The organism is Paenirhodobacter populi (assembly GCF_004022215.1).
GTDB lineage: Bacteria > Pseudomonadota > Alphaproteobacteria > Rhodobacterales > Rhodobacteraceae > Rhodobacter > Rhodobacter populi.
This window is the reverse complement of sequence record NZ_SAUZ01000021.1, coordinates 1-23244: the sequence shown is the minus strand read 5'-3', so window position 1 is coordinate 23244 and position 23244 is coordinate 1. Positions and strand designations below refer to the sequence as shown.

Sequence of the window (23244 nt, the reverse complement as noted above, 5' to 3'; positions counted from 1 at the left end):
CGGATATGACCGATCCCATCCGGGAACTGGCGGGCGTTCTTGGCCCGCAGGGCTGCCTGACAGGGTCGCGGGTGACCGAAACGCGTATCTGGGACGCGAGCGGGGCGCCATGGCAACCGCCACTGGCGCTGCTACGGCCTGCCTCGGTCGCGGAGTTTTCTGCGGCGCTGGCGATCTGCCATCGTCATGGCCTGCCGGTGGTTCCGCAGGGCGGACTGACAGGGCTTGCCGGCGGCGCGATGCCGCGTGCGGAGGGCGTGGCATTGTCACTTTCACGCTTCGCCGGTGTCGAGGAGATCGACGCCGATGCCGGCGTCATGGTGGTGCGCGCGGGCACCGTGCTGGCCACCGCGCAGAAAGCCGCCGGGGATGCGGGCTTCCTGCTTCCCATCGACCTTGGCGCGCGAGGCAGTTGTCAGATCGGTGGGATCGTTTCGACCAATGCCGGGGGAGTGCGGGTGATCCGTCAGGGAACCACGCGCGACAACGTTCTGGGGCTGGAGGCGGTTCTGGCGGATGGAAAGGTGCTTTCGCATCTGATGCGCGTGATGAAGGACAATACCGGCTACGATCTGCGCAATCTCATCATCGGCTCTGAAGGCACGCTGGCCGTGGTGACCCGGGCGGTGTTGCGGCTGCGTCCCCTGCCGCCGGCTTCCGAGACCGCGCTATGCGCACTGGCCGATTATGCCGCGGTGCTGCGGCTGCTGGCGATGGCGCGCGGCCGGGTCGTCCTGTCGGCTTTCGAAGCGATGTGGCGCGATCATTTCATCATGTCGGGCGGGCTTGGGATGTTCTCAGGGCCGCCGTCCTTTGCGGTTCTGATCGAGGTCGAAGGGCCCGGCCTTGAGACTCTGCTCGAAACCGCTTTCGAGGCGGGGCTGATCACGGATGCTCTCGTCGCACGGTCGGGTGCGGATGCGCGACGGTTCTGGGACGTGCGCGAGAGCGAAAGGGCGACCCGCTCCCTCAAGGGATTGCACAACCTCGACGTTTCGTTGCCGGTGGCACGGATGGACGAATTCGCCACGGCCTGCGCGAGGGCGGTGCGCAGGCTGGATCCGGGGGCTGAATGCTATTTCTTCGGCCACATAGGAGATTCGAACCTGCATGCGATGATCGACCTGCCGAACCACGGCAATGCGGGGGACAGGCTCGATCGTATCGCCTATGATCTGGTGCAGGCTATGGGCGGGTCGATCTCGGCCGAACACGGGATCGGGACACTGAAGCGATCTTGGCTGAACCGTTCACGCAGCGCGGACGAGATCGCCGCGATGCGGGCGATCAAATCGGCTCTCGACCCGAAGGGCATCCTGAACGCGGGCAAGGTGATCTGACGCTGCCATCGGGGCCGGCCGGAGACCACGGGCGCCAGATGGCATTCGTGAACCGTGGAGGTGCGTGGAAAATCTCCGCGCTCCTCCTCGCCACGGAATATTCAGGCCGCGCGGGTGCGTCGCGTCGCTTCGGCATCCACCGTGCCGTCGCGGATCACCACGCCATAATCCGCCAGCGCCATTTCGGGTGTCAGCAACCCGTCCAGCACATCCTCAAGCACCGCCTCGGGCGCGCGCTCATGCGGGTTGCCATAGCCGCCGCCGCAAGGCCCCTCGCAGATCAGGCGCTCGCCCGCGCGGACCTTGAAATATGGCACCTTGGAAGGCAGGGCGTCGGTGGTGCCATTCCTGTGGGCGAGCGTCATCGACGCCGCGATCCCCTCGGCGCCGCCGTCGAAGCCCCAGGGGCGGATGTCGTGCCCTTCTCCCTCGACCGAGAAGCCGGCATCCGAGAGGAAGGTGAATTCGCGCACCGCACCGACGCCGCCGCGCCACTTGCCGGGGGCGCAGCGTTCGTCGAGCAGTTCGTATCGGTCGCAGCGCACCGGGATATGGCTCTCGATGTCCTCGATCGGGTTGTTGCGGGTATTGGCATAGAGCGTGTCGACCGCATCCATGCCGTCCTTGCCGAAGCGGCCGCCATAGGCCCCTTCCATGATTTCCATGTGGACCCAGTGCTGTTCGTCCCGCAGCCCCGAAAGCGCGACGATCCGCAAGTTGCCGATCCCGGCCGATACTTTTTCAGGCACGATCGGCGAGAGTGCCTTCATCACTGTATCGGCCAGTTGGTTGCCGGGGCAGAACCGCGCGATCACCGGCGCGGGGAAGGTGGGGTTGGCAAGGCATCCCCTGGGCGCCACGATCTTGATCGCGCGGGTGAGACCGGCGTTTTGCGGGATCGCGCCGAACTCGACGGAATCGAGCAGGATCGAGCGCACCGTCAGCCAGACCGCGCAATCCGTCGTGCCGGTGAACGGCATGTTGATCGGCCGGTCGTCGACCTGCTTCGCCGTGCCCGTCAGATCGACGACCATGCTGTCGCCCCGGATCCTGACCGTGGCGCAGATCGGCAGGTGGTGGCGCGCGGGATCCGGATCATCGAGATAGCCGTCGATCATCGTCGTTGCGCTGTAATCGCCATCGGGCAGCGCCGCGATTGCATCGCGCATCAGCCGCTCGGAATAATCCATCAGATCTTCGCAGGCGGCCCGGAAAGTCACTTCGCCATATTGATCGATCAGTGCCTTGTAGCGCTCGGCGCCGATGCGGGCGGACTTGATCTGTGCCTCCATGTCCCCCACGACCAGACGCGGCGCACGTATGTTGCCGTTCAGAATATGCCAGACCGCATCGTTGCGACGGCCTGCGTCATAGACCTTGATGGCCTTGAACTGGAGCCCCTCGGAATAGGTATCCACTGCCTCGACGATGCCGCAACTGCCGGGGGTCTGGGCGCCGATGTCCAGATGGTGCGCCGTGGTGGCGGAAAATCCGACCAGCCGCCCATCCATGAACACAGGGATCACGAAGGCAACGTCCGGCCCGTGCGAGGCGCCGCCGTAGGGATCATTGTGCATGATGACGTCGCCTTCGCGCAGCGAATCACCGCGTTCGGCCGTGACCTTGAGGATGTTGCGGATATAGCCGGGGATCGGGCCCGACTGCAGCGGTGTCGAGAAGGTGCATTCACACAGCTGGCGGCCGGTTTCGTCGGTCAGCGCCGCGCCGAAATCCTCGGATTCGCGGATGATCGAGGAATAGGACATGCGCATCAGCTTGTGTCCCATCTCGGTGGCGATGTTGTCGAGCGCGCCCTGGATGACCGAAGCGGTGACGGGATCGATGCGCTGGCTCATTTCAGGTCTCCCAAAGTGATGAGCAGGCTGCCCGAGGGCAGCTGGCGGAAGCTGGCGCCGGGCGGCACGACGGTGGTGCTGTCCTTCTGGGTGACGATGGCGGGGCCCGGGATATCCTCGCCCACCGGCAAGGCGGCCCGGCGATAGACCGAGGTCTTGAAACTCTCGAGCCCGCTGCCGACGCGGAAGACCGTCTCGACGGTGCGTTCGAAGGCGGCGGCGCGGCTGCCGCCTTCGGCTGCGGCAAGCGCGCCGAGCTTGGGCAGTTCCGCCCGCGCGATGCTGCGCAGGTTGACGATCTCGATCGGGTTGCCCGGGAAGGCGTGGCCGTATTCTCTCTCGTGCGCGGAATGGAAATGAGCCCAGAGCACGTCCAGCGCCGCAGCATCGAGAACGCCCGCGGGGACTGGCACGTTCAGTTCGTAGCCCTGTCCCTGATAGCGCATGTCCGCCATCCGGCTGAAGCCGATCGCCTCCTCGGGGATGTGATCCTCGGCGAACTGGCGTATCAGGGTCGTCTCCATGCTGGCGAGGTCCGCGTTGATGCGATCCAGGTCGACCCTGGTCGAAAGCTGGAACTGGGTGCGCGCGAGATCATATTTCAGGTCGGTGGTCAGCAGCCCCATTGCAGAGGTAATGCCGGGAGAGGGCGGCACCAGAATCTCGGGGATCGAGAGCATCCGCGCCACTTCGGCCCCATGAAGAGGCCCCGCGCCGCCCATGGCGACAAGCGCGAATCCACGCGGATCGATCCCCTTCTGCACCGTCCGCGACCGGATCGCATTGGCCATGTTGGCGTTCAGGATGGTCAGTATGCCCTCGGCCGCCTCTTCCGAACTCATGGCCAGACGCCTGGCCAGCGCGTCGATCACCTGTCGCGCGGCAGCGACGTCGAGGCCCATCTCGCCGCCGAGAAAATCCTGCGGGGCAAGCCGTCCGAGCACGACATTCGCATCTGTCACGGTGGGCAGGGTTCCCCCCCGGCCGTAGGCGGCCGGCCCGGGTTCGGCGCCGGCGCTCTGCGGGCCGACGCGGAAGGCGCCGCCACGGTCCTGCCAGGCGATCGAGCCTCCGCCTGCACCGATGGTGTGAATGTCGAGCATCGGCATCAGTAACGGGAAGCCCGCAATCGACGTCGATCGGGCATCGGTTTCGGTCACGTGGCCATCGACGATGATGCCGATATCGGCCGACGTTCCGCCGATATCGAGCGTGATCAGCCTGTCGCGGCCATCCTGAGCGCCGATCCATGCGCCGCCCAGCACCCCCGCAGCCAGTCCGGACTGCAATGTCAGGGCGGGTTTCTCGACCACCATCTTTGGTGTGGCGACGCCGCCGTTCGAGGCCATGATCCGCAACTCGGCCGTCATGCCCAGATCGCGCAGGGCGGAATCCAGATGTGCAATGTAGCGGTCGACCTTGGGGCCGATGAACGCGGCAAGACCGGCCGTGGTGAAACGCTCGAATTCCCGGAACTGTGGCGAGATGAAGGAAGAGGTGGTGACGAACGCTTCGGGCATCTCTTCCTGAACAAGCTCCTTCGCGCGATTCTCATGCGCCGGGTTGAGGAAGGAGAAGAGAAAGCAGATGGCGACCGAATTGACGCCTTCGGCATGCAGCTCACGCGCTGCGCGGCGCACGGCTTCCTCGTCGAGGGGCACCAGCTCCTCGCCGGTAGGCGGCACGATGCGACCGGGCACTGTCTTGCGGAAGCGGCGCCTGACGAGGGGGCGGGCCTGCCAGGGGATGTCCTGACGGATCGAGTAATGCTCCGGGCGCTGATGGCGGCCGATGTGGATGATGTCGCGGAACCCATCGTTTGTGATCATGCCGCAGGTGGCGCCCTTGCCTTCAAGCACGGCGTTCGTCGCGGTGGTGGTGCCATGCAGGACGTAGGAGATCTCGGAGGGATCGACCCCGTTTCTTTCGCACAGCTCCACGATGCCTTGCATGACCCCGCGGGATGGGTCCGACGGTGTGGTCGAGACCTTGTGGATGGCGAGCGAGCCCCGGTCCATATCGCTGTAGACGAAATCGGTGAACGTCCCGCCGACATCGACGCCGATCATTTTCATGTCGATCTCTTTCTATGATTATGCGTCATGAATCCATAGATCATAAATATTCCAGATCTATAGGGACGATCGTATTGTGGTGAATTGTGATGTGTTTGCTCAATATTTGATCTGAATTGCTGACGGAATGCCCGGTGTGCGGGCAGCTCATCCCTTTTCATCGATCATGGCCGTGGGGGAGGCGCGGGTGCGCCGCGAAGTGGATCCTGGTCCCGACGATAGCCTGTTGCTTGGCGGGGCGGGGCGCTTTCTGCTGTGCGAAGTCCCTGCTGATCCCGAGCCCGATGATCTTCGTCGATGTGCGGGGTGCATGATGGGGAGGGGGAAGTCTTGTCCAATGATAGACGTCGCCATTGGTCAGCAATAATTGAGCTTTCCGGGCTTTGCGGTCGCTGCGGGCGGGGGTGATAGGTGTGCGTTGTCTGCTCGGCCTGTTTGGTGTGAGGTGGACGACACAGCCGGATTGAGTGGGGCCAGGGTGTGGGGCGGATGTTCCGCCATGGTGGCTTCTGTCCGGGAGGGCCGTGGTCGGCCACGGCGAGGCGATGTTCTGGGCGCTTGAATGGAACATTTCGAAATTGCTGCTGTTGCGGTGGTGCTCCATCGGGTCATGCCCCCGGTGAGATGGCGGAATACATGCGTATCACTTGTGCATTAGCTTAATATTCGGCCTGTTCCCTCACGTTTCCGGGCAGAAATTTGCATCGGGGAATTTTTAAATTGCCGCATATTGGATTCAGTAGTCACCTAAATTTTGAAAGTGACGGATGATTCGTCATCAGCGAAAGGAAATCAACGTGGTCAGAACTGTCATTCGGGCCGGGCACGTGATCGCCTGGCAGGATGGAGGGCATCGCCATCTGCGGGACGGGGTCATCGTCGTCGAGGATGATCGCATCACGCATGTCGGCGGCAGCTTCGAGGGGGACGCCGACGAGATCGTCGATGCATCGGACAAGATCGTAACGCCGGGGTTCATCAACACCCACGCGCATCTGAGCGAATCGCCGCTCGACCGTTCGTTCGTCGAGGACGTGGGGCCGCGCAATTTCTATCTCTCGGGGCTGTTCGAATTTCTCAGCGCCCGCGACGGCGCCATCACCGATGCGGCGCGGCGCGCCTCGGTGGCGATCTCGATGCCGGAACTGATCCGCACCGGCACCACGACCATCGTCGAGATGGGCTGGCACGGTGACTATGTGGCCGATCAATGCGAGATGGCGGGTCTGCGCGCCTATATCGGGCAGGCCTACCGCTCGGGCCGCTGGTTCACCAACGATGGCCGCAGCGTCCAATATGAATGGTATGAGGACGATGGCTTCGGCGCCATGCAGAAGGCGGTCGATTTCATTGAAGCGATCGAGGGGCGGGCGAACGGCCGGCTCAAGGGCTTCCTGACCCCGTTGCAGATCGACACCTGCTCCGAGGCGCTTCTGCGGCGTTCGAAGGCGATCTCGGATGAAATGAACGTGCCGATCGCGCTGCATACCTCGCAGTCGGTGCCCGAGTTCCAGGAGATCATCCGCCGTTACGGATGTTCACCGGTGGAATGGCTCCGCAGCATCGACTTTCTTGGCTCCAACGTTCTGCTTGGGCATGTGATCATGCCGGGCGGGTCGAGTTGGGCGAATTATTACGCAGACGACATCGGCATCCTTGCCGATACGGGCACCAATGTCGCGCATGCGGTCTGGGTGTTTGCCCGCCGCGGCATTGCGATGGAAAGCTACGCGCGGTTCCTGGAACGCGGCGTCAACATGACGCTTGCGACCGACACCTGCCCGCAGAGCATGATCGACGCGCTTCGCTGGACGGCGGTCATCAGCAAGATCATGGACCGGCGCACGGATGTGGCCACCGCCGCCGACGTGTTCAACTCGGCCACGATCGGCGGCGCCAAGGCGCTTGGCCGCGATGATCTGGGCCGGGTCGCCGCAGGGGCCAAAGCCGACCTGCTGTTCTGGGAAGGCGCCAGTCTGTTCATGACGCCGATGCGCGACCCGGTCCGCAATATCGTTTATTCGGCTCAGGCCGAGGATCTGAATTCCAGCATGGTGGATGGTCAGTTCATCATGCGCGATCGCAAGCTGCCGAAGTTCGACATTCCCGCGCTGACCTCAAATCTGCAGGAAGGGGCGGAACATATGTGGGCGAACATGCACCGGCAGGACTGGGGCCACCGCGACATCAACCAGCTGTCGCCCGAAAGCTTCCCCGAATTCCGCCGCTAAGGCCTCCGGTCTCGCGCGGTTCGCGCGGGATCCAAACATACAACCGACAGGGAAACTGACATGCGCTACTTCAATTTCCGGGCCGCCGGACTCTCCGCCGCACTGTTCGGTGCGGCGATGTTCGCTCCGCCCGCTCTCGCGAACGAACTCAGGGTGGTCATGGAAAGCCGCCTTGGGAACCTCGACCCGATCATGAGCGCCTCGCACCAGACGCGCGACCACGGCTATCTGATCTATGACACGCTGTTCGGTCTCGACGCCGATCAGAAGGTGCAGCCGCAGATGGTGGACAGCTACACCGTTTCGGATGACGGTCTGGTCTACACCTTCACGCTGCGCGACGGGCTGGCCTGGACCGACGGGACCCCGGTCACCACCGAGGACGTCATCGCCTCGATCAAACGCTGGGGACAGCGCGACCGCATGGGCATCGCGCTGATGTCGATCACCGACTCGCTCGAGGCGAAGGACGCGAAGACATTCGTGCTGACGCTGACCAGTCCCTCGGGCGTGGTGCTCGAAGCCTTTGCCAAGCCGAGCGGTGTGCCCCTGTTCATCATGCCGAAAGAAGCGGCCGCAACGCCGTTCACCGAACAGATCACCGACTATCGCGGCTCGGGTCCGTTCAGGTTCCTGCCGGAGGCATACGAGCCGGGCGTCAAGTCCGTCTATGTGAAGAACGAGGCCTATGTGCCGCGCAGTGAGCCGCCGAGCTGGTTCGCCGGGGCGAAGATCGCCAAGGTCGACCGCATCGAGCGTATCGAGATGCCCGACCCGCTGACCGCGGTGAACGCGCTCAACAGCGGCGAGATCGACTATCTGCAGACCATTCCGCCCGACCTGCTGCCGCTTGTCCAGACCGACGTGATCAAGACCGACAAGCTCGATCAGCTGGGCTATCAGATCAGCATCCGGATGAACTTCCTTCAGCCGCCGTTCGACAACAAGCTGGTGCGTCAGGCTGCGCTTGCCGCGCTTGGGCAGGAAGAGATCATGCAGGCGCAGTTCGGCGATCCCGAGAGCTACCAGATCTGTGGTGCCGCCTTCGGCTGCGGGTTGCCCTACGAAAGTGACGTGATGGCCGAGGAGGTGGTCAAGCCCGATCCGGAAAAGGCCAAGGCGCTGCTCAAGGAAGCGGGCTACAACGGCGAACCGGTGGTGATTTTCCACGTTTCGGACATCTCGACGATGTCGGCGCTGGCACCGACCATTGCCCAGCAGCTGCGGGAAGCGGGTTTCAACGTGGAACTCGCGACAACCGACTTCATGACCATGTTGTCGCGGCGCGCAAATCAGGGGCCGACCTCGGAAGGTGGCTGGAGCATCTTCGTGACCAGCTGGCACAACACCGAGATCGAGGATCCGCTGCGCAACTACATGATCACCGCGGAAGGCCGCGAAGGATATGCCGGCTGGGCCGACGTTCCGGAGATCGGCGAGAAGATCCACGATTTCCTGCTCGCATCCGACTATGACGCCCGCAAGAAGATCGCGGATGACATTCAGGGCGTTGTCTACGACGAGGTCGTCTTCGTTCCGATCGGCGGCTTCGCACGGGTGACCGGCTATTCCAGCAAGGTCGAGGGTGTCCTGCCCGCGCCGGCCAACATCTTCTGGAACATCTCGAAGAGCGAGAACTGAGCCGATGCTGGGCTACATCGTCCGGCGGTTGCTGTCGACCATCCCCGTTCTGGGGGTGGTCGCACTGATCGTCTTCCTGTTGCTTCATTTCGCGCCGGGCGATCCTGCGGCGATCATGGCAGGAGATTCCGCGACACCCGCCCAGCTTGCCGAAATCCGGCAGCGGCTCGGGCTGGACAAGCCGGTCTTCGTGCAGTTCTTCTACTGGCTCGATCAGTTGCGCCAGGGCAATTTCGGAACGTCGCTGCATTCCAACAAGCCCGTCGCCGAGATGATCGCGGCGCGTGTGGGGCCGACGCTTTCGCTGGCGGTCACGACCATGACCTTCTCGATTCTCGTGGCCATTCCGCTCGGGGTCTACGCCGCCTGGGCGCGGGGGCGTCTGAGCGACCGGCTGGTGATGACGCTGGCGGTGCTGGGTTTCTCCACCCCGGTCTTCGTCACGGGCTACATGCTGATCTACCTGCTGTCGCTCAAGGCGGGCTGGTTCCCGGTGCAGGGGTTCGCCTCTCTGGCAAGTGATCCGATCCGGTTTGCGCGCACCATCACGCTTCCGACGCTGGCTTTGTCGACGGTCTATATCGCGCTGATCGCGCGGATCTCGCGTTCGAGCGTCCTTGAGATTCTCGGCGAGGATTTCATCCGCACCGCGCGCGCCAAGGGTGTGCCGGAACGCAGTGTGTTCCTGCGCCACGCGCTGCGCAATGCGGCGGTGCCGATCATCACGGTCATCGGGTCGGGGGCGGCTTTCCTGATCGGCGGCGTCGTCGTCGCGGAAAGCGTGTTCAACATCCCCGGGCTCGGCCGTCTGGTCGTGGAATCCGTCCTCGCCCGGGATTATCCGCTGATCCAGAGCCTGATCCTGCTGCTCTCCGTCATCTATATCGGGATCAATCTGGTCATCGACCTCCTTTATACCCTGTTCGACCCGCGCATCCGATATTGAACGCGGAAACGAACGTGCCTGCGGCCACGAATGCCGAAGCCACGCCGAAAGGTTCCAAATGCAAAAGGTCCAAGATCTTCCGGGCAAGGCGCCCGCTGCCGCCCGCTCCCGGCCCCGGTCGCGGGACTGGCCGGTGCGCGTCGCCTGTGCCTTCCTCGTCTTCATCCTGATCGTGGCGGTGGTGGGGCCGTTCCTGACATCGGGCGATCCGCTTCATATCAACGCCGCCAACCGCATCAAGCCGCCCTCGGCCGAACACCTGTTCGGCACCGACGCGATGGGCCGTGATGTCTTTGCGCGGGTGATCTACGGCGCGCGCACGTCCATCATCGTCGGTTTTGTCGCCGCGCTGGCGTCGCTGCTTCTTGGCCTCGCGGTGGGGCTGCTCGCGGGATATTTCCCGCTGGCCGATGCCACGATCATGCGGGTGATGGACGGTATCATGTCGATTCCGTCGATCGTGCTGGCGGTGGCGCTGGTCGCCATCACCGGGGCGAATCTGGGAACCGTGCTGATCGCCATCATCGTGCCGGAGTTTCCGCGTGTCGTGCGGCTGGTGCGGGGGGTGATCCTGAGCCTGCGCTCGGAGCCCTATGTCGAGGCGGCAATTTCCCTCGCCACGCCGACCTGGCGTATCCTGTTTCGCCACATGCTGCCCAACACGCTGGCACCGCTGATCGTGCAGGGCAGCTTCGTTCTTGCCTCGGCGATCCTGACCGAGGCGGCGCTGAGCTTTCTGGGTGTCGGGCTTCCGCCCGAAATCCCGTCCTGGGGCAATATCATGGCCGAGGGACGGACCTACTTTCAGTTGCGTCCGGGGCTGATTTTCTTTCCCGGCATATTCCTGGCGCTGACGGTGCTGAGCATCAACCTGATCGGAGACGCGCTGCGCGACAGGTTCGACCCGAAACTCGAGAAGAGACACTGATCATGGAGACCGCGAAAACCAAGGAAATCCTCCGGATCGACAATCTTGACGTATCGCTCGTCGAAAGCGGCAAGACGCTGATCCGCGATATTTCGTTCACGCTGCATGCGGGCGAGACGCTGTGTCTGGTGGGCGAATCCGGGTCCGGGAAATCGCTGACATCGCTGGCGGTGATGGGGCTGCTTGATCCCGGGGCACTGCGGGTCTCTGCCGGGCGGATCCTGGTGGAGGGGATCGATGTTCTTGCGGCTTCGGCCGAGGAATTGCGGCAGATGCGCGCCACGCGAATGTCGATGGTCTTTCAGGAACCGATGACCGCGCTGAACCCGACCGAGACCGTGGGGGCGCAGGTCGAGGAGGTGCTGCGCGTGCATGGCGAGGGCAATGCCGTGACCCGCCGCGAGCGTGTGCTCAAGATGTTCGAGGCCGTGCATCTGCCAGCGCCCGAGCGTATCCACGCCTCGTATCCCTATCAGCTTTCGGGCGGGCAGAGGCAGCGCATCGTGATCTCGATGGCGTTGATCCTGAACCCACGCCTGCTGATTGCCGATGAACCGACGACCGCGCTTGACGTGACGACGCAACGGCAGATCCTGGCGTTGATCGAGGAGATGCAGCAGAAGTTCGGAACGGCGGTGCTGTTCATCACGCATGACTTCGGCGTCGTGTCCGATATTGCCGACCGGATCGTGGTGATGAACCGCGGCGATCTGGTCGAAACCGGAACCCGGGACGAGATTCTGGCGCGGCCACGGCAGGATTATACGCGGATGCTGGTCTCGTCTGTGCCGAGCCTTGTGCCGCCGGGGCGCATGCCGGTCACGGGGGCGCAGATCCTCGAGGTGGCCAATCTGAACAAGGTCTATACGCAGGGCAGCTTTCTGTCCGGGCGTCGCCGGGTCGATGCGCTCAAGCCCACCGGGCTGACGCTGGCAACGGGCGAGATCCTGGGGATCGTCGGAGAATCCGGTTCCGGCAAGACGACGCTCGCACGGTGCCTGACGCGGCTCATTGAGCCGACAGGCGGGGCGATCCGCCTTGGCGACACCGACATATCCGCCATGTCGCAACGCCAGCTGCGTCCCTACAGGCGTCGCTTTCAGGTGGTGTTTCAGGATCCGTTCCGTTCCCTGAACGCGCGGCTCCGGGTGCGCGACATCGTCGCCGAAGGGATGCTGAACTTCGGCACACCGAGGGAAGAGGCCTATGCGCGCGTCGGTGATCTGCTGGAACGGGTGGGACTTTCCGTCGAGATGATGGACAGGTATCCGCACCAGTTTTCAGGCGGGCAGAGGCAGCGCATCTGCATTGCGCGGGCACTGGCATTGCGCCCCGAGGTGCTGATCGCCGACGAGTCGGTGTCAGCGCTGGATGTTTCGGTGCAAAAGCAGGTGCTGGAGCTTTTGCGCGAGATCTGCGACGAAACCGGCGTCGGTATCATCTTCATCACGCATGACCTGCGTGTGGCGGCGCGGATCTGCGATCGCGTCCTGGTGATGCAGCGGGGCGAAGTGGTCGAATCCGGCTCGGTGGACGAGGTGCTTACCCGACCGGCGCAGGCCTATACCCGTGAACTGATCGGCGCGGCCCCCGGGAGGAACTGGGACTTTGAACACTTCCGGCCCTTCGCCTGACGCGCGCAGCGGTGGAAACAAAGAGGCTTCCGGCAGGAGAACTCCGACAGGCATCGTTGCGCTACCGGGGGGCTGATGCAGGTTCCCCCTTACCCGATGTGGTTCATGCAACACGTTCGATCTCGGCGCCGAGAGCATTGAAGCGGTTCATGACCGAGCAGGTGAACGCCACGGGGTCGAGAGAACGTTCCGCAAGTGCGGGAAACAAGGCCCAAAGCCTCGGGCTTTAAGCGCTCGGGTCAGCCCGGCCGGCAGGTAGGCGATCATGGCACTCGGCACAGCCGAGATCATCCGTATGCACTGACGTCGAAAGGAAAGGAGCGTCTCGGCCCTTGCCCGAATGGCGCGACACGGCCCTGTGGCGCAGTTGCGTCATAAAATGTCCTTTGCACGCAAAAGACTTTATGATAGCGTCTGATCATTCGCCCGCGGCTTTGTCGCGGGCCGGGTGTCAGGGAGGAGAGGATATGGGAGTCAGCAAGTTCGCGGCGACGGCCGTCGGCATCGGTCTGTCGGTATTCGCCATCGCGGCCAGCGCCGCTACACCGGAAGAAATCAGAGAACGCGGAAAGATCCTTGTCGCGATCGACGTGGGCCATGCGCCCTATGGCATGCTCGATTCGAATGCGCGGCAGACCGGCTCGGATGTCGAGACGGCGCAACTCCTGGCAAAGGATCTGGGAGTCGCGCTCGAGGTCGTGCCGGTCAGCGGGGCCAATCGTGTGCCTTACCTGATGACAGGCAAGGTGGACGTGGTCATCGCATCCTTCTCGATCACCGAGGAACGTCAGAAGGTCATCGATTTTTCGCGCCCCTACGGTGTCATTCCGGTGGTGGTGTCCGCGCCCGCGACGATGGACATCGCTTCTCCCGCAGACCTTGCGGGCAAGGAAATCGCGGTCGCCCGCGGCACGACGGCGGATATCGAGGTGACGAAGCTGCTCAGGACCGAGAACGTAAAGGCCAACATCATACGCTATGAGGATGAGGCCACGTCGATCAGTGCGATTTCCACCGGACAGCAGGATCTGCTGGCCGCGGCTCTGTCGACGGCAAACGAAGTGGCCGAGCAGAACCCGAACAAGAAGCTGGAAGTGAAGGTGGAGATGGCGGCTTATCCGATGGCCGTCGGCCTGCGCAAATCCGACGCCGAACTGACCGACTGGGTCAACGAATGGGTCACGGAAAACCTGCGCAACGGCGAACTGAACGGGATCTACAAGAAGTATTTCCATCACGATCTGCCGGAGTCGCTTCTGGAATAAGCAAGGCCGCAGCGGCGCGATGCCGCTGCGATCCCTTCCGGACCACTGGACCTTGGAACACATATGACGACCCAACAGAAACCCTACCGGGGCCTATTTCCCGTCGCACCCACCGTATTCCATGAAGACGGCAGTCTGGACCTTGAAGGCCAGCGTCGCGTCATGGATTGCATGATCGATCAGGGCGTGGATGGCATATGCATCCTCGCGAACTATTCCGAACAGTTCCTCGTCACCGATGAGGAGCGCAGGGTCCTGACGGAAACCTGCCTTGAACAGGTGGCCGGACGGGTGCCCGTGATGGTGACCTGCAGCCATTTCTCGACCGACATCGCCGTGAGCCGGGCGAAGCATGCGGCCGGGCATGGCGCCGCGCTTCTGATGCTGATGCCGCCCTATCATGGCACCGGCATGCGCATCGGCGACACGGAGATTTTCGAGCATTTCGAGCGTGTCTCCGAGGCGGGCATTCCGGTGATGATCCAGGACGCGCCGCTCAGCAGCACGGCGATGCCGGTGCCGCTGCTGGTCGAGATCGCGCGCAGGCTGCCGCTCGTGCGGTATTTCAAGATCGAGGTTCCCGGCACCGCGGCCAAGCTGCGGGCGCTGATCGCCGAGGGCGGGGATGCGATCGAGGGGCCGTTCGACGGCGAGGAAGGGATCACCCTGATGGCCGACCTCGACGCCGGGGCCACCGGCACGATGGTCAGCGCGATGATCCCCGATCTGGTGAAGCCGGTTCTGGAACATCACTTCGCCGGTCGCCGGTCCGAGGCGCTGGCCGCCTATGCCCGGATCCTGCCGGTCATCAATTACGAGAACCGCCAATGCGGCCTGCGCGCAGCCAAGGCGGTGATGCGCGCCGGCGGCGTCATCCGTTCGGACCGGGTGCGCCATCCGTTGACCCCGCTGCATCCGGAGACCCGCAAGGGTCTGCTGGAACTTGCCGGCGAACTGCAGCCCCTTGCACTGAGCTGGGGGAAGTGATGGCTGCCGAGGAAAATCCGGCAACGATCACCGGCAGGACCCGGGTTCTGGGTATTTTCGCCGATCCGGTCGGGCATGTGAAAGCGCCGCCGCTGATCAACGAAATCGCGCGCCGGCGCGGGCAGGATGCGGTCATGGTGCCGTTCCATATTGCTCCCGAAGACCTTTCCGCGATCTTCGATACGCTTCGGAAGGTCAAAAGCTTTGACGGGGGGATCGTGACGGTCCCGCACAAGAACGCCGCGCTTGACCTGTGCGACAGGATCAGCGACCGCGCGCGTCTCGTGGGCGCGGTCAACGTCATCCGGCGCATGCCGGACGGGCGCATCCATGGCGATGCGCTGGATGGCATCGGATTTCTCGCGGGACTGAAGGCGGCGGGGCATGAGGTCGCGGGCAGGCGCGTCTATCTGGCCGGTGCGGGCGGAGCGGCGAAGGCCATCGCCGAGGCGTTCGCCGCCGAAGGCGTGGCGCAACTGACGATCTACAATCGCACGATGGAACGCGCGGCGGAGCTTTGTGACAGGCTTGCGTCGGTCTATCCTTCTGTCGACTTCAGGGTCGGCACCGAGAATCCCGAAAACCATGATATCGCCGTCAACGGCACCTCTCTTGGTCTGCGCGATGGCGATGCTCTGCCGTTCGATGTATCGGGACTGTCCACCGGCATGGTGGTGGCCGAGGTGGTGATGGAGCCGGAAATCACCCCTTTGCTGGCGGCGGCGCGCGGGATCGGCTGCGCTATCCACCCCGGCAAACCGATGCTTGAGTATCAGACCGAGTTGATGTCGGATTTCTTCGGTCTATAGCTTGGAACGGCGGCGCGGGATGTCGATCACCGCGTCGTCTGTATTCGAAAGAGAAATTCGCCCGGTCCGCCGGGCAGCGCAGTTTGTGGAGAGTGTCAGGTGGAACCCGGTCAGGAAGACGACCCGAACTCCGGGGGGCCGCAGGGTGGACCGCCGGGCGCGCATGTCCGCAAGCTCAGCCTTTACGAAAGCCTCGCCGACAGCCTGAAGGATGAAATCCGCGGCCAGCGCGTCCCGACGGGGGCGGTGCTTCTGGAGGGGCCGCTGGCCGAGCTGTTCGGCACCAGCCGGGCGCCGGTGCGTCAGGCTTTGCGAATTTTGGCCGATGAAGGGCTGATCAGCCGCTTCGATGGCCGGGGCTTCGTTGTCGGCCCGTCGGGCACGGCACCGATCCGCGCCAATCTTGCGGAGATTCTGGTCGACCTTGCCGCCCAGCAGGAGGAACGCCCCAGCTTTGCCTGGCAGACGATCTACGAAGAGGTCGAAAGCCAGGTGGTCTATCGCTCGTTCTTCGGGCGTCTGCGGGTCAACGAGCTGGAGCTTGCCCGCCACTACGGGGTTGGGCGGACGGTGGCGCGGGACGTGATGTTGCGGCTTGAAACCCTCGGGCTGATCGAGAAGGACGATGCCTCCCGCTGGTCGATCGTGCCACTGGACAACCGCAGGCTAAGCGATCTTTACGAGGTGCGCGAGCATCTGGAACCGCTGGCGCTTGGCGGTGCGCTGGAACGGCTGAGCGACGCCGAGATCGGGGCGATGCTGGATCGCCATCTTGAGGCGCTGGCGCAATATCCGAATGTGACGGCGGCGACGATGTATGATCTTGAACTGGATCTGCATGTGCGCTGTGTCCAGCGATCGCCGAACCAGGAACTGGTGAAGATCCTTCAGCGGACCCATTGCGTGCTGACGTTGTCGAAACATACCGTCGGGATACGGGTGGCGATGCCCGATCACGAACCCTTCATGGGGGAGCACATCTCGGCCTTCCGGACGATGCTGCGGCGCGACCGGGAGGGGCTGCAACTGGTGATGCGCAGCCATATCCACGGATCGCTTGCCAAGGTGATGGAGCGTGCCGAAACCGTGCGTCATGGCCCGCCGCCCGCAAGGCTCAGCTATTTCACCTGAACGCGGCGAACCGCCCGCTCAGCATCCCGGATCATCGGCTGCGTCTTCCGGACGGTCGCGGGTCGTTCCGTGAGGGATGCGACCGTCCGGAGGGCGGGTCAGGTGACCGCGCCGACCTGCCACGGGACGAATTCATTGTCCCCGTAGTCGTAGCTTTCGCTCAGGCTCTTTTCGCCCGAGGCCACGGCGATGATGTGCTCAAAGATGCGCGCGCCCACCTGTTCGATGCTCTCGTCGCCGGTGGCGATCGTGCCGGCGTTGATATCCATGTCCTCCTGCATGTGGTCATACATGTCGGTGTTCGTGGCGATCTTGATGCAGGGCGCGGGTTTGTATCCTGAAACAGAGCCGCGCCCTGTGGTGAAGCACACGACATTGCAGCCGCCGGCGATCTGCCCGGTCACGGCAACGGGATCATAGCCCGGCGTATCCATGAAGACGAAGCCGCGCTCGCGGATGATCTCTGCATATTCGTAGACCGCGCGCAGCGGCATCGAACCGCCCTTCGCGACCGCGCCGAGCGATTTTTCCAGGATGGTCGTCAGCCCGCCCGCCTTGTTGCCGTGGCTCGGATTGTTGTTCAGCTCGGCGCCGTTCCGGGCGGTATAGTCGCGCCACCAGTCGATGCGCCCGAGCAGCTTTTCGGCCACTTCGGGGGTGGTCGCGCGGCGGGTCAGCAGGTGTTCCGCGCCATAGATCTCGGGCGTTTCGGCAAGGCAGGACGTGCCGCCGTTGCGCACGATCAGATCCGAGGCATGGCCAAGCGCGGGGTTCGCGGTGATCCCCGAATAGCCATCCGATCCGCCGCATTCCAGCGCGACCTTCAGCCCGGACAGCGGCTGTCGGGTGCGTTTCACCGCGTTGACCGACGGCAGCATCTCGCGGATCATCTCCGAAGCCGCCTCGATCGTCTTGCGCGTGCCGCCCAGTTGCTGGATCGTCATGGTGCGGAAGCGGTTGCTTTCCTCAAGCTTGTAATGTTCCAGAATCGGGGCGATCTGGTTCGTTTCGCAGCCCAGCCCGATCATCAGGATGCCGCCGAAATTCGGATGGCGGGCATAGCCCTGAATGACCCGGGTCAGGTAAAGATAGCCCTCGGTCTTCATGCTGATCGCGCAGCCGCCGCCGTGGGTCAGGGCGACGACGCCGTCCACATTGTCGAAACCATCAAGCCCGCCGGACCGGTTGAAGTGGTCGGCGATGTATTTCGACACCGTGGCCGAACAGTTCACCGTGGTCAGGATGCCGATGAAGTTGCGGGTGCCGATACCGCCCGCGCCGCGGTCGTATCCCATGAAGGTGCGGCAGTCCTCGGGCGGGATCATGCCTTTCGCCTCGATGTCGACCGAGAACTGATGTTCGTGCTGCGATTCGACCACGGCGAGGTTTTGCAGATGGACATGCTGACCGGGCAGGATGTCCTGCGTGGCGCGGCCGATCACCTGACCGAACTTGCGCACCTCGCCACCGGCGGGGATCGCCCGCAAGGCGACCTTGTGCCCGCGCGGGATGATTTCGCAGGCGATGATGTCATCGATTCCCGTAAATTCGCCCGGCCGGATCTTGCGGCGGGCTGCGGCGACGTCGTCGATCGGATTGAGCAGGATCGCCGGGCTGTCGAGGCTGGCCATGTATTGCCTCCAAAATGTATATTGCACGCATAGTTCAAACATGCTATCCGGTCTGCGTCAAGTCTCAATAAGGGGCCGGCGCAAGGAGGGCGGCAGACGGGGAGGTCTGCCGGAACCTGGGAGGGGCAGCTTGAGCTACCAATTCGACTTCAGTTTTCTGTATGACTATTGGCCGGACCTGCTTGCGGGGATGCGGCTGACCATCGGCCTGTCGGTGCTGAGCATCCTGTTCGGCTTCATCTTCGGATCCGCCTGCGCGATCGCGCGGGTGCATGGCGGCAAGACCCTGCGCACCATTGTCGGCTGCTATGTCGATCTGGTGCGCAACACGCCGCTGGTGGTGCAGGCCTTCTGGCTGTTCTTCGGCATGGCCTCGATGGGGCTGAAGATCGGCGCATTCTGGGCCGCGATCATCACGCTGGTGATCAATGTCGGCGCCTATACCACCGAAATCATCCGCGCCGGGCTTGAATCCATCCCGCGCGGCCAGAAGGAGGCGGCCGATTGCCTCGCGCTGCGCAGGTGGCAGGTCATTCTGTATATCGAACTGCCGCAGGCGGTCGAGCGGGTCTATCCGGCACTTGTCAGCCAGTTCATCCTGATGATGCTCGCCACGTCGATCATGTCCCAGATCTCGGTCGAGGAGCTGACCGGCGCGGCCTATGGCATCCAGTCGATGACCTTCCGCGGCTTCGAGGTCTATGTCGTCGTCGCCGTGATCTATCTGGTGCTGTCGTGGCTCACCCGGACGATGTTCGAGGTCATCGCCCGGATAGCCTTCACCCGCCGCCGTCTGCGCACCCCGTTGTGAGGAAAGCCACATGACTTTTGCAGGGCTTACACCCAACCAGCTTCTGTTCATCCTCCAGGGCGCGGGGTGGACCGTCATCCTGTCGCTTCTGGGTTTTGTCGGCGGATCGGTCATCGGCCTGCCCGCGGCCGTCGGGCGGATCTCGAAGAACCGGCTGCTGCGGTTCGGCATCGCCGGCTACATCAACCTGATCCAGGGCATCCCGCTGCCGATCATCATGTTCCTGTGCTATTTCGGCATGTCGATCGCGGGGTTCAGCGTGCCGGCGCTGGTCGCGGCAGCGGTGGCGATGACGGCCTATTGCTCGGCCTATCTGGCCGAGATATGGCGCGGTGCGCTGATGTCGGTGCCCAAGGCGCAGTGGGAGGCGGCGGAATGCCTTGCTCTCAAGCCGTTCCAGCGCCTGACCCATGTGATCCTGCCGCAGGCGGTGCGGATATCGATCGCGCCCACGGTCGGCTTTCTTGTCCAGATCGTGAAGAACAGCTCCTATGCCGTCGTCATCGGTTTCGCCGAACTGACCTATACCGCGCGGCTTCTGAACAACTCGACCTTCAGGCCGTTCGTGATCTTCAGCATCGCCGCCCTGCTTTACTTCGCCATCTGTTATCCGCTCTCGCTTTACAGCCGCCGTCTCGAACGGCGCCTGAAGCGTGGCTGATCCATCCGGAGATCTGTCCATGACCGCACTTGTCACCTTCAAGGATGTCCATAAATCCTACGGCACCCTCCCGGTTCTCAAAGGGGTTTCGCTGACCGTTCCGGAAGGCCGCGTCGTCGCGCTGATCGGGCGCTCGGGATCCGGGAAATCCACCGCGCTGCGCTGTATCAACGGGCTTGAGACGATCCAGTCCGGTACGCTCGAGGTCTGCGGGCGCAAGCTGCATGAGGCGAACTGCGACCTGCGCCATCTGCGTATGGAGGTCGGCATCGTGTTCCAGAGCTACAACCTCTTTCCGCATCTGACGGTCGAGCAGAACGTCACCCTCGCCCCCCGGCTGACCGGCAAGGCCTCGCAGGCCGAGGCGCATGAGATCGCGCGCAAGGTTCTTGAACAGGTCGGGCTTGCCGAAAAGGCGAAGGCCTATCCCGAGCAGCTTTCGGGTGGCCAGCAACAGCGCGTCGCGATCGCGCGCAGCCTGGCGATGCAGCCCCGCGTGATCCTGTTCGACGAGGTGACGTCCGCGCTCGACCCCGAACTGACGGCGGAGGTTCTCAAGACGATCGAACAGCTTGCGCAATCCGGCATGACAATGGTCCTTGTGACGCATGAGATGAGTTTCGCCCGCCGCGTCGCCGACGAAATCATCTTCATGCATCAGGGCGTCGTCTGGGAAACCGGCGACGGTTCGATGTTCGACAATCCGCAGACCCCCGAGTTGCGCCAGTTCGTCGGGAGCGGGCTGTGAGCTCCGCTGCGCTGACGGGGCTCGATCCCGCGCGGACGATGCCCGAGGACAGGGAGGCGGCGACCCTTGCCGCGCGCCTCTGGCTGCCGGGGGAAGGGCCCGCGATCTGCGCGCTGCGCGGCGAACGTCTCATTGACGTGACGCGGGCTTTCCCGACGATGAGCGCGCTTTGCGCCGAGGCAGACCCGGCGGCGGCCCTGACCGCGACCGAGGGACGCGATGTCGCCGGGCTCGCGGAGGTTCTGGCGAACAGCCGTCCCGAAGGGCGCGATGCGCGTTTGCCCTATCTGCTGGCCCCGGTCGATCTGCAGGCGGTGAAGGCCGCAGGCGTGACCTTCGCGGTCTCGCTGCTCGAACGCCTGCTTGAAGAGCGCGCCAAGGGCGACCCGGTCGCGGCTGAAGCCTTGCGCGCGGAGGTCGGCGATCTGGTCGCGGGCGATCTTTCGGGCCTCAGGCCCGGCAGTCCCGAAGCCGAAAAGGTCAGGTCGGTCCTTCTGGCCCGTGGGCTCTGGAGCCAGTATCTGGAGGTCGGCATCGGTCCCGACGCAGAGATTTTCACCAAGGCCCAGCCCCTGTCCGCGGTCGGGACGGGAATGGATTGCGGGGTTCTGGCAAGCTCGCAGTGGAACAACCCCGAACCGGAGGTGGTGCTGATCGTCGCGCCCGACGGGCGCGTAGTCGGCGCGACGCTTGGCAATGACGTCAATCTGCGGGACGTCGAGGGGCGCTCTGCGCTGCTTCTTGGCCGGGCCAAGGACAACAACGCATCCTGTGCGATCGGCCCTTTCCTGCGGTTTTTCGATGCGGGTTTCGGGCTGGATGACATCCGGCGGGCCGAGGTCACGCTGCATGTGCAAGGCCCCGACGGCTATGCGCTTGAGGCGCTTTCCTCCATGCGCCAGATCAGCCGCGATCCGCTTGACCTCGTCTCACAGATGATCGGTCCGCATCATCAATATCCGGATGGCGCGGTGCTGTTCCTTGGCACGATGTTCGCCCCGACCGAGGAACGTGACGGGCAGGGGTTCACCCACAGGGATGGCGATATCGTCAGCGTCTCGACCCCGAAGCTTGGTGCGCTGGTGAACCGCGTGGCCCGCGCCGAGGCTTGCCCGTCATGGGAATTCGGCGCCGGTGCGCTGATGCGCAATCTTGCCGGACGTGGTTTGCTGGGGGTGTTCCGTTGAAACCCGCGACCGGTTCGGGTCGCGGCACCACTTGCGAGGAATGAGGATCACACAATGAAGCTTTTGCGTTACGGACCGCCGGGACAGGAGAAACCCGGCCTTCTCGATCCGGAGGGAGGCATCCGCGATCTGTCCGGCCATGTGGCAGACATCGCGGGCGACGTGCTGCTACCCGATGGGCTTGCCCGGCTCGCCGCGCTCGATCTTGCGGATCTGCCCCGGGTCGGGGGCGAACCACGGCTCGGCCCCTGCGTCGGGCGCGTCGGGAAATTCGTCTGCATCGGGCTGAATTACGCCGACCATGCCGCCGAGACGGGCGCACCGATCCCCAGGGAGCCCGTCGTGTTCAACAAATGGATTTCGGCCCTGTCCGGCCCGAATGACGATATCGAGATTCCGCGCGGTTCCGAAAAGACCGACTGGGAGGTGGAGCTGGGCGTCGTGATCGGCCAGGGTGGCAAGTACATTCCGCCTCAAGAGGCCCTGTCTCATGTGGCGGGCTATTGCGTCGTCAACGACGTTTCCGAACGAAGCTGGCAGATGGATCGTGGCGGCACCTGGGACAAGGGCAAGGGCTTCGACACCTTCGGCCCGATCGGCCCCTGGCTGGTGACGCCCGACGAAGCTGGCGATGTCGGCAACCTGTCGATCTGGCTGGAGGTCGACGGCCATCGCTACCAGAACGGCACGACCGGAACGATGATCTTTGACGTTGCAACGATCATTTCCTACCTGTCGCAATGCATGTCGCTGCAGCCCGGAGATGTGATCTCGACCGGGACGCCGCCGGGAGTCGGGCTTGGCCAGAAGCCGCCCGTCTTCTTGCGGGGTGGGGAGGTGTTGCGCCTCGGGATTGATGGGCTTGGTGTGCAATCACAAAGGGTCGTGCGGGCCGTCTGAGGTGCCGCATATTGGGAACGGGTTTCCGGACCGGGATCGTGGCGTGTGCGGATGGGGCGCAGGGGGCGCTGCCCCCTCGCCCGTTCCGGGCTCACCCCCGGGATATTTATGGAAACACGACAGGGAAAGGGAGCGCCCGGGGGTTCTGGAATGCGCTTCGGGGCGCGCGGTGCCTTGGGGCGATGATTTCCCCGGTCCCTTCAGAGCGGCCAGTTCCACAAAGACAGATATGAGGAGGAAGACATCATGACATTCACCCCGCATGGCAGGCATCTGATCGCAGGCGACTGGGTCGGCGGCGAGGATTTCTTTGAGAACGAGCCGGCGTTCGGTCCGGCGCATCGGTTCTCGATGGGGACGGTGGAGTTGGTCGAGCGGGCGGCGGAGGCGGCGGAGGAGGCGTTCTGGTCCTATGGCTACGCGAGCCGGGCCGAGCGCGCCGCTTTCCTCACCGCCATCGCCG

At 63.8% G+C, this 23244-nt stretch carries 18 protein-coding genes and 1 pseudogene; 16 read left to right on the top strand and 3 right to left on the bottom strand.

Features of this window, described 5'->3' with window-relative positions:
* The first annotated feature begins 5 nt into the window (after nucleotides 1-5).
* Nucleotides 6-1340 carry an FAD-binding oxidoreductase gene (locus D2T30_RS17005; RefSeq protein WP_128209855.1) on the top strand — a complete coding sequence of 445 codons (1335 nt, stop codon included), beginning with the start codon at nucleotides 6-8 and terminating at the stop codon, nucleotides 1338-1340.
* Nucleotides 1341-1441: 101 nt separating this feature from the next.
* Here D2T30_RS17005 and D2T30_RS17000 read toward each other — a convergent pair whose 3' ends face one another.
* Nucleotides 1442-3196 carry a hydantoinase B/oxoprolinase family protein gene (locus D2T30_RS17000; protein WP_128209854.1) on the bottom strand — a complete coding sequence of 585 codons (1755 nt, stop codon included), beginning with the start codon at nucleotides 3194-3196 and terminating at the stop codon, nucleotides 1442-1444.
* A complete protein-coding gene (locus D2T30_RS16995; RefSeq protein WP_128209853.1) occupies nucleotides 3193-5271 on the bottom strand; it encodes a hydantoinase/oxoprolinase family protein in 2079 nt (692 codons plus the stop codon). Before D2T30_RS16995 ends, D2T30_RS17000 begins: the two co-directional genes overlap by 4 nt.
* Before the next feature lie 797 nt (nucleotides 5272-6068).
* On the opposite strand from D2T30_RS16995, the gene D2T30_RS16990 reads away from it, so the two are divergent.
* The 9 genes from D2T30_RS16990 to D2T30_RS16950 all read left to right on the top strand — a co-directional run bounded on the left by D2T30_RS16990 (nucleotide 6069) and on the right by D2T30_RS16950 (nucleotide 16843).
* A complete protein-coding gene (locus tag D2T30_RS16990; protein WP_128209852.1) occupies nucleotides 6069-7502 on the top strand; it encodes an amidohydrolase family protein in 1434 nt (477 codons plus the stop codon).
* Between the two features lie 60 nt (nucleotides 7503-7562).
* Nucleotides 7563-9143 carry an ABC transporter substrate-binding protein gene (locus D2T30_RS16985; RefSeq protein WP_128209851.1) on the top strand — a complete coding sequence of 527 codons (1581 nt, stop codon included), beginning with the start codon at nucleotides 7563-7565 and terminating at the stop codon, nucleotides 9141-9143.
* Between the two features lie 4 nt (nucleotides 9144-9147).
* On the top strand, nucleotides 9148-10089 hold the full coding sequence (locus D2T30_RS16980; protein ID WP_128209850.1) for an ABC transporter permease: 942 nt from the start codon (nucleotides 9148-9150) through the stop codon (nucleotides 10087-10089).
* Between the two features lie 58 nt (nucleotides 10090-10147).
* Nucleotides 10148-11017: an ABC transporter permease gene (locus D2T30_RS16975; RefSeq protein ID WP_128186320.1), complete on the top strand. Its 870-nt coding sequence runs from the start codon at nucleotides 10148-10150 to the stop codon at nucleotides 11015-11017.
* A gap of 2 nt (nucleotides 11018-11019) precedes the next feature.
* Complete coding sequence (locus tag D2T30_RS16970; RefSeq protein WP_128186318.1) at nucleotides 11020-12651, top strand: dipeptide ABC transporter ATP-binding protein; 1632 nt, start codon at nucleotides 11020-11022, stop codon at nucleotides 12649-12651.
* Nucleotides 12652-13118: 467 nt separating this feature from the next.
* Nucleotides 13119-13916 carry a transporter substrate-binding domain-containing protein gene (locus D2T30_RS16965; RefSeq protein ID WP_128209849.1) on the top strand — a complete coding sequence of 266 codons (798 nt, stop codon included), beginning with the start codon at nucleotides 13119-13121 and terminating at the stop codon, nucleotides 13914-13916.
* Between the two features lie 63 nt (nucleotides 13917-13979).
* Complete coding sequence (locus D2T30_RS16960; protein WP_128209848.1) at nucleotides 13980-14903, top strand: dihydrodipicolinate synthase family protein; 924 nt, start codon at nucleotides 13980-13982, stop codon at nucleotides 14901-14903.
* Complete coding sequence (locus tag D2T30_RS16955) at nucleotides 14903-15712, top strand: shikimate dehydrogenase family protein (RefSeq protein WP_128209847.1); 810 nt, start codon at nucleotides 14903-14905, stop codon at nucleotides 15710-15712. The genes D2T30_RS16960 and D2T30_RS16955 overlap by 1 nt, the downstream gene beginning before the upstream one ends.
* Nucleotides 15713-15811: 99 nt before the next feature.
* The gene (locus D2T30_RS16950; protein WP_128186310.1) at nucleotides 15812-16843 is read left to right on the top strand and encodes a GntR family transcriptional regulator; all 1032 of its coding nucleotides are present in this window, start codon (nucleotides 15812-15814) and stop codon (nucleotides 16841-16843) included.
* 98 nt (nucleotides 16844-16941) lie between these two features.
* On the opposite strand, the gene D2T30_RS16945 is transcribed toward D2T30_RS16950, so the two are convergent.
* A complete protein-coding gene (locus tag D2T30_RS16945) occupies nucleotides 16942-18474 on the bottom strand; it encodes a UxaA family hydrolase (RefSeq protein ID WP_128209846.1) in 1533 nt (510 codons plus the stop codon).
* Between the two features lie 130 nt (nucleotides 18475-18604).
* On the opposite strand from D2T30_RS16945, the gene D2T30_RS16940 reads away from it, so the two are divergent.
* From D2T30_RS16940 to D2T30_RS16915, 6 genes and pseudogenes are all read left to right on the top strand, one after another.
* The gene (locus D2T30_RS16940; protein WP_128209845.1) at nucleotides 18605-19285 is read left to right on the top strand and encodes an amino acid ABC transporter permease; all 681 of its coding nucleotides are present in this window, start codon (nucleotides 18605-18607) and stop codon (nucleotides 19283-19285) included.
* A gap of 10 nt (nucleotides 19286-19295) precedes the next feature.
* Nucleotides 19296-19946: an amino acid ABC transporter permease gene (locus D2T30_RS16935; protein ID WP_128186304.1), complete on the top strand. Its 651-nt coding sequence runs from the start codon at nucleotides 19296-19298 to the stop codon at nucleotides 19944-19946.
* A 19-nt stretch (nucleotides 19947-19965) separates the two neighbouring features.
* Nucleotides 19966-20694, top strand: coding sequence for an amino acid ABC transporter ATP-binding protein (locus D2T30_RS16930; protein WP_128209844.1), 729 nt, complete (start codon nucleotides 19966-19968; stop codon nucleotides 20692-20694).
* Nucleotides 20691-21881 carry a fumarylacetoacetate hydrolase family protein gene (locus tag D2T30_RS16925; RefSeq protein ID WP_338325448.1) on the top strand — a complete coding sequence of 397 codons (1191 nt, stop codon included), beginning with the start codon at nucleotides 20691-20693 and terminating at the stop codon, nucleotides 21879-21881. Before D2T30_RS16930 ends, D2T30_RS16925 begins: the two co-directional genes overlap by 4 nt.
* A 54-nt stretch (nucleotides 21882-21935) precedes the next feature.
* Nucleotides 21936-22781, top strand: coding sequence for an ureidoglycolate lyase (locus D2T30_RS16920; protein ID WP_128209843.1), 846 nt, complete (start codon nucleotides 21936-21938; stop codon nucleotides 22779-22781).
* 246 nt (nucleotides 22782-23027) lie between these two features.
* Nucleotides 23028-23244 (top strand): annotated as a pseudogene (locus D2T30_RS16915) (aldehyde dehydrogenase (NADP(+))); the annotation flags it as partial.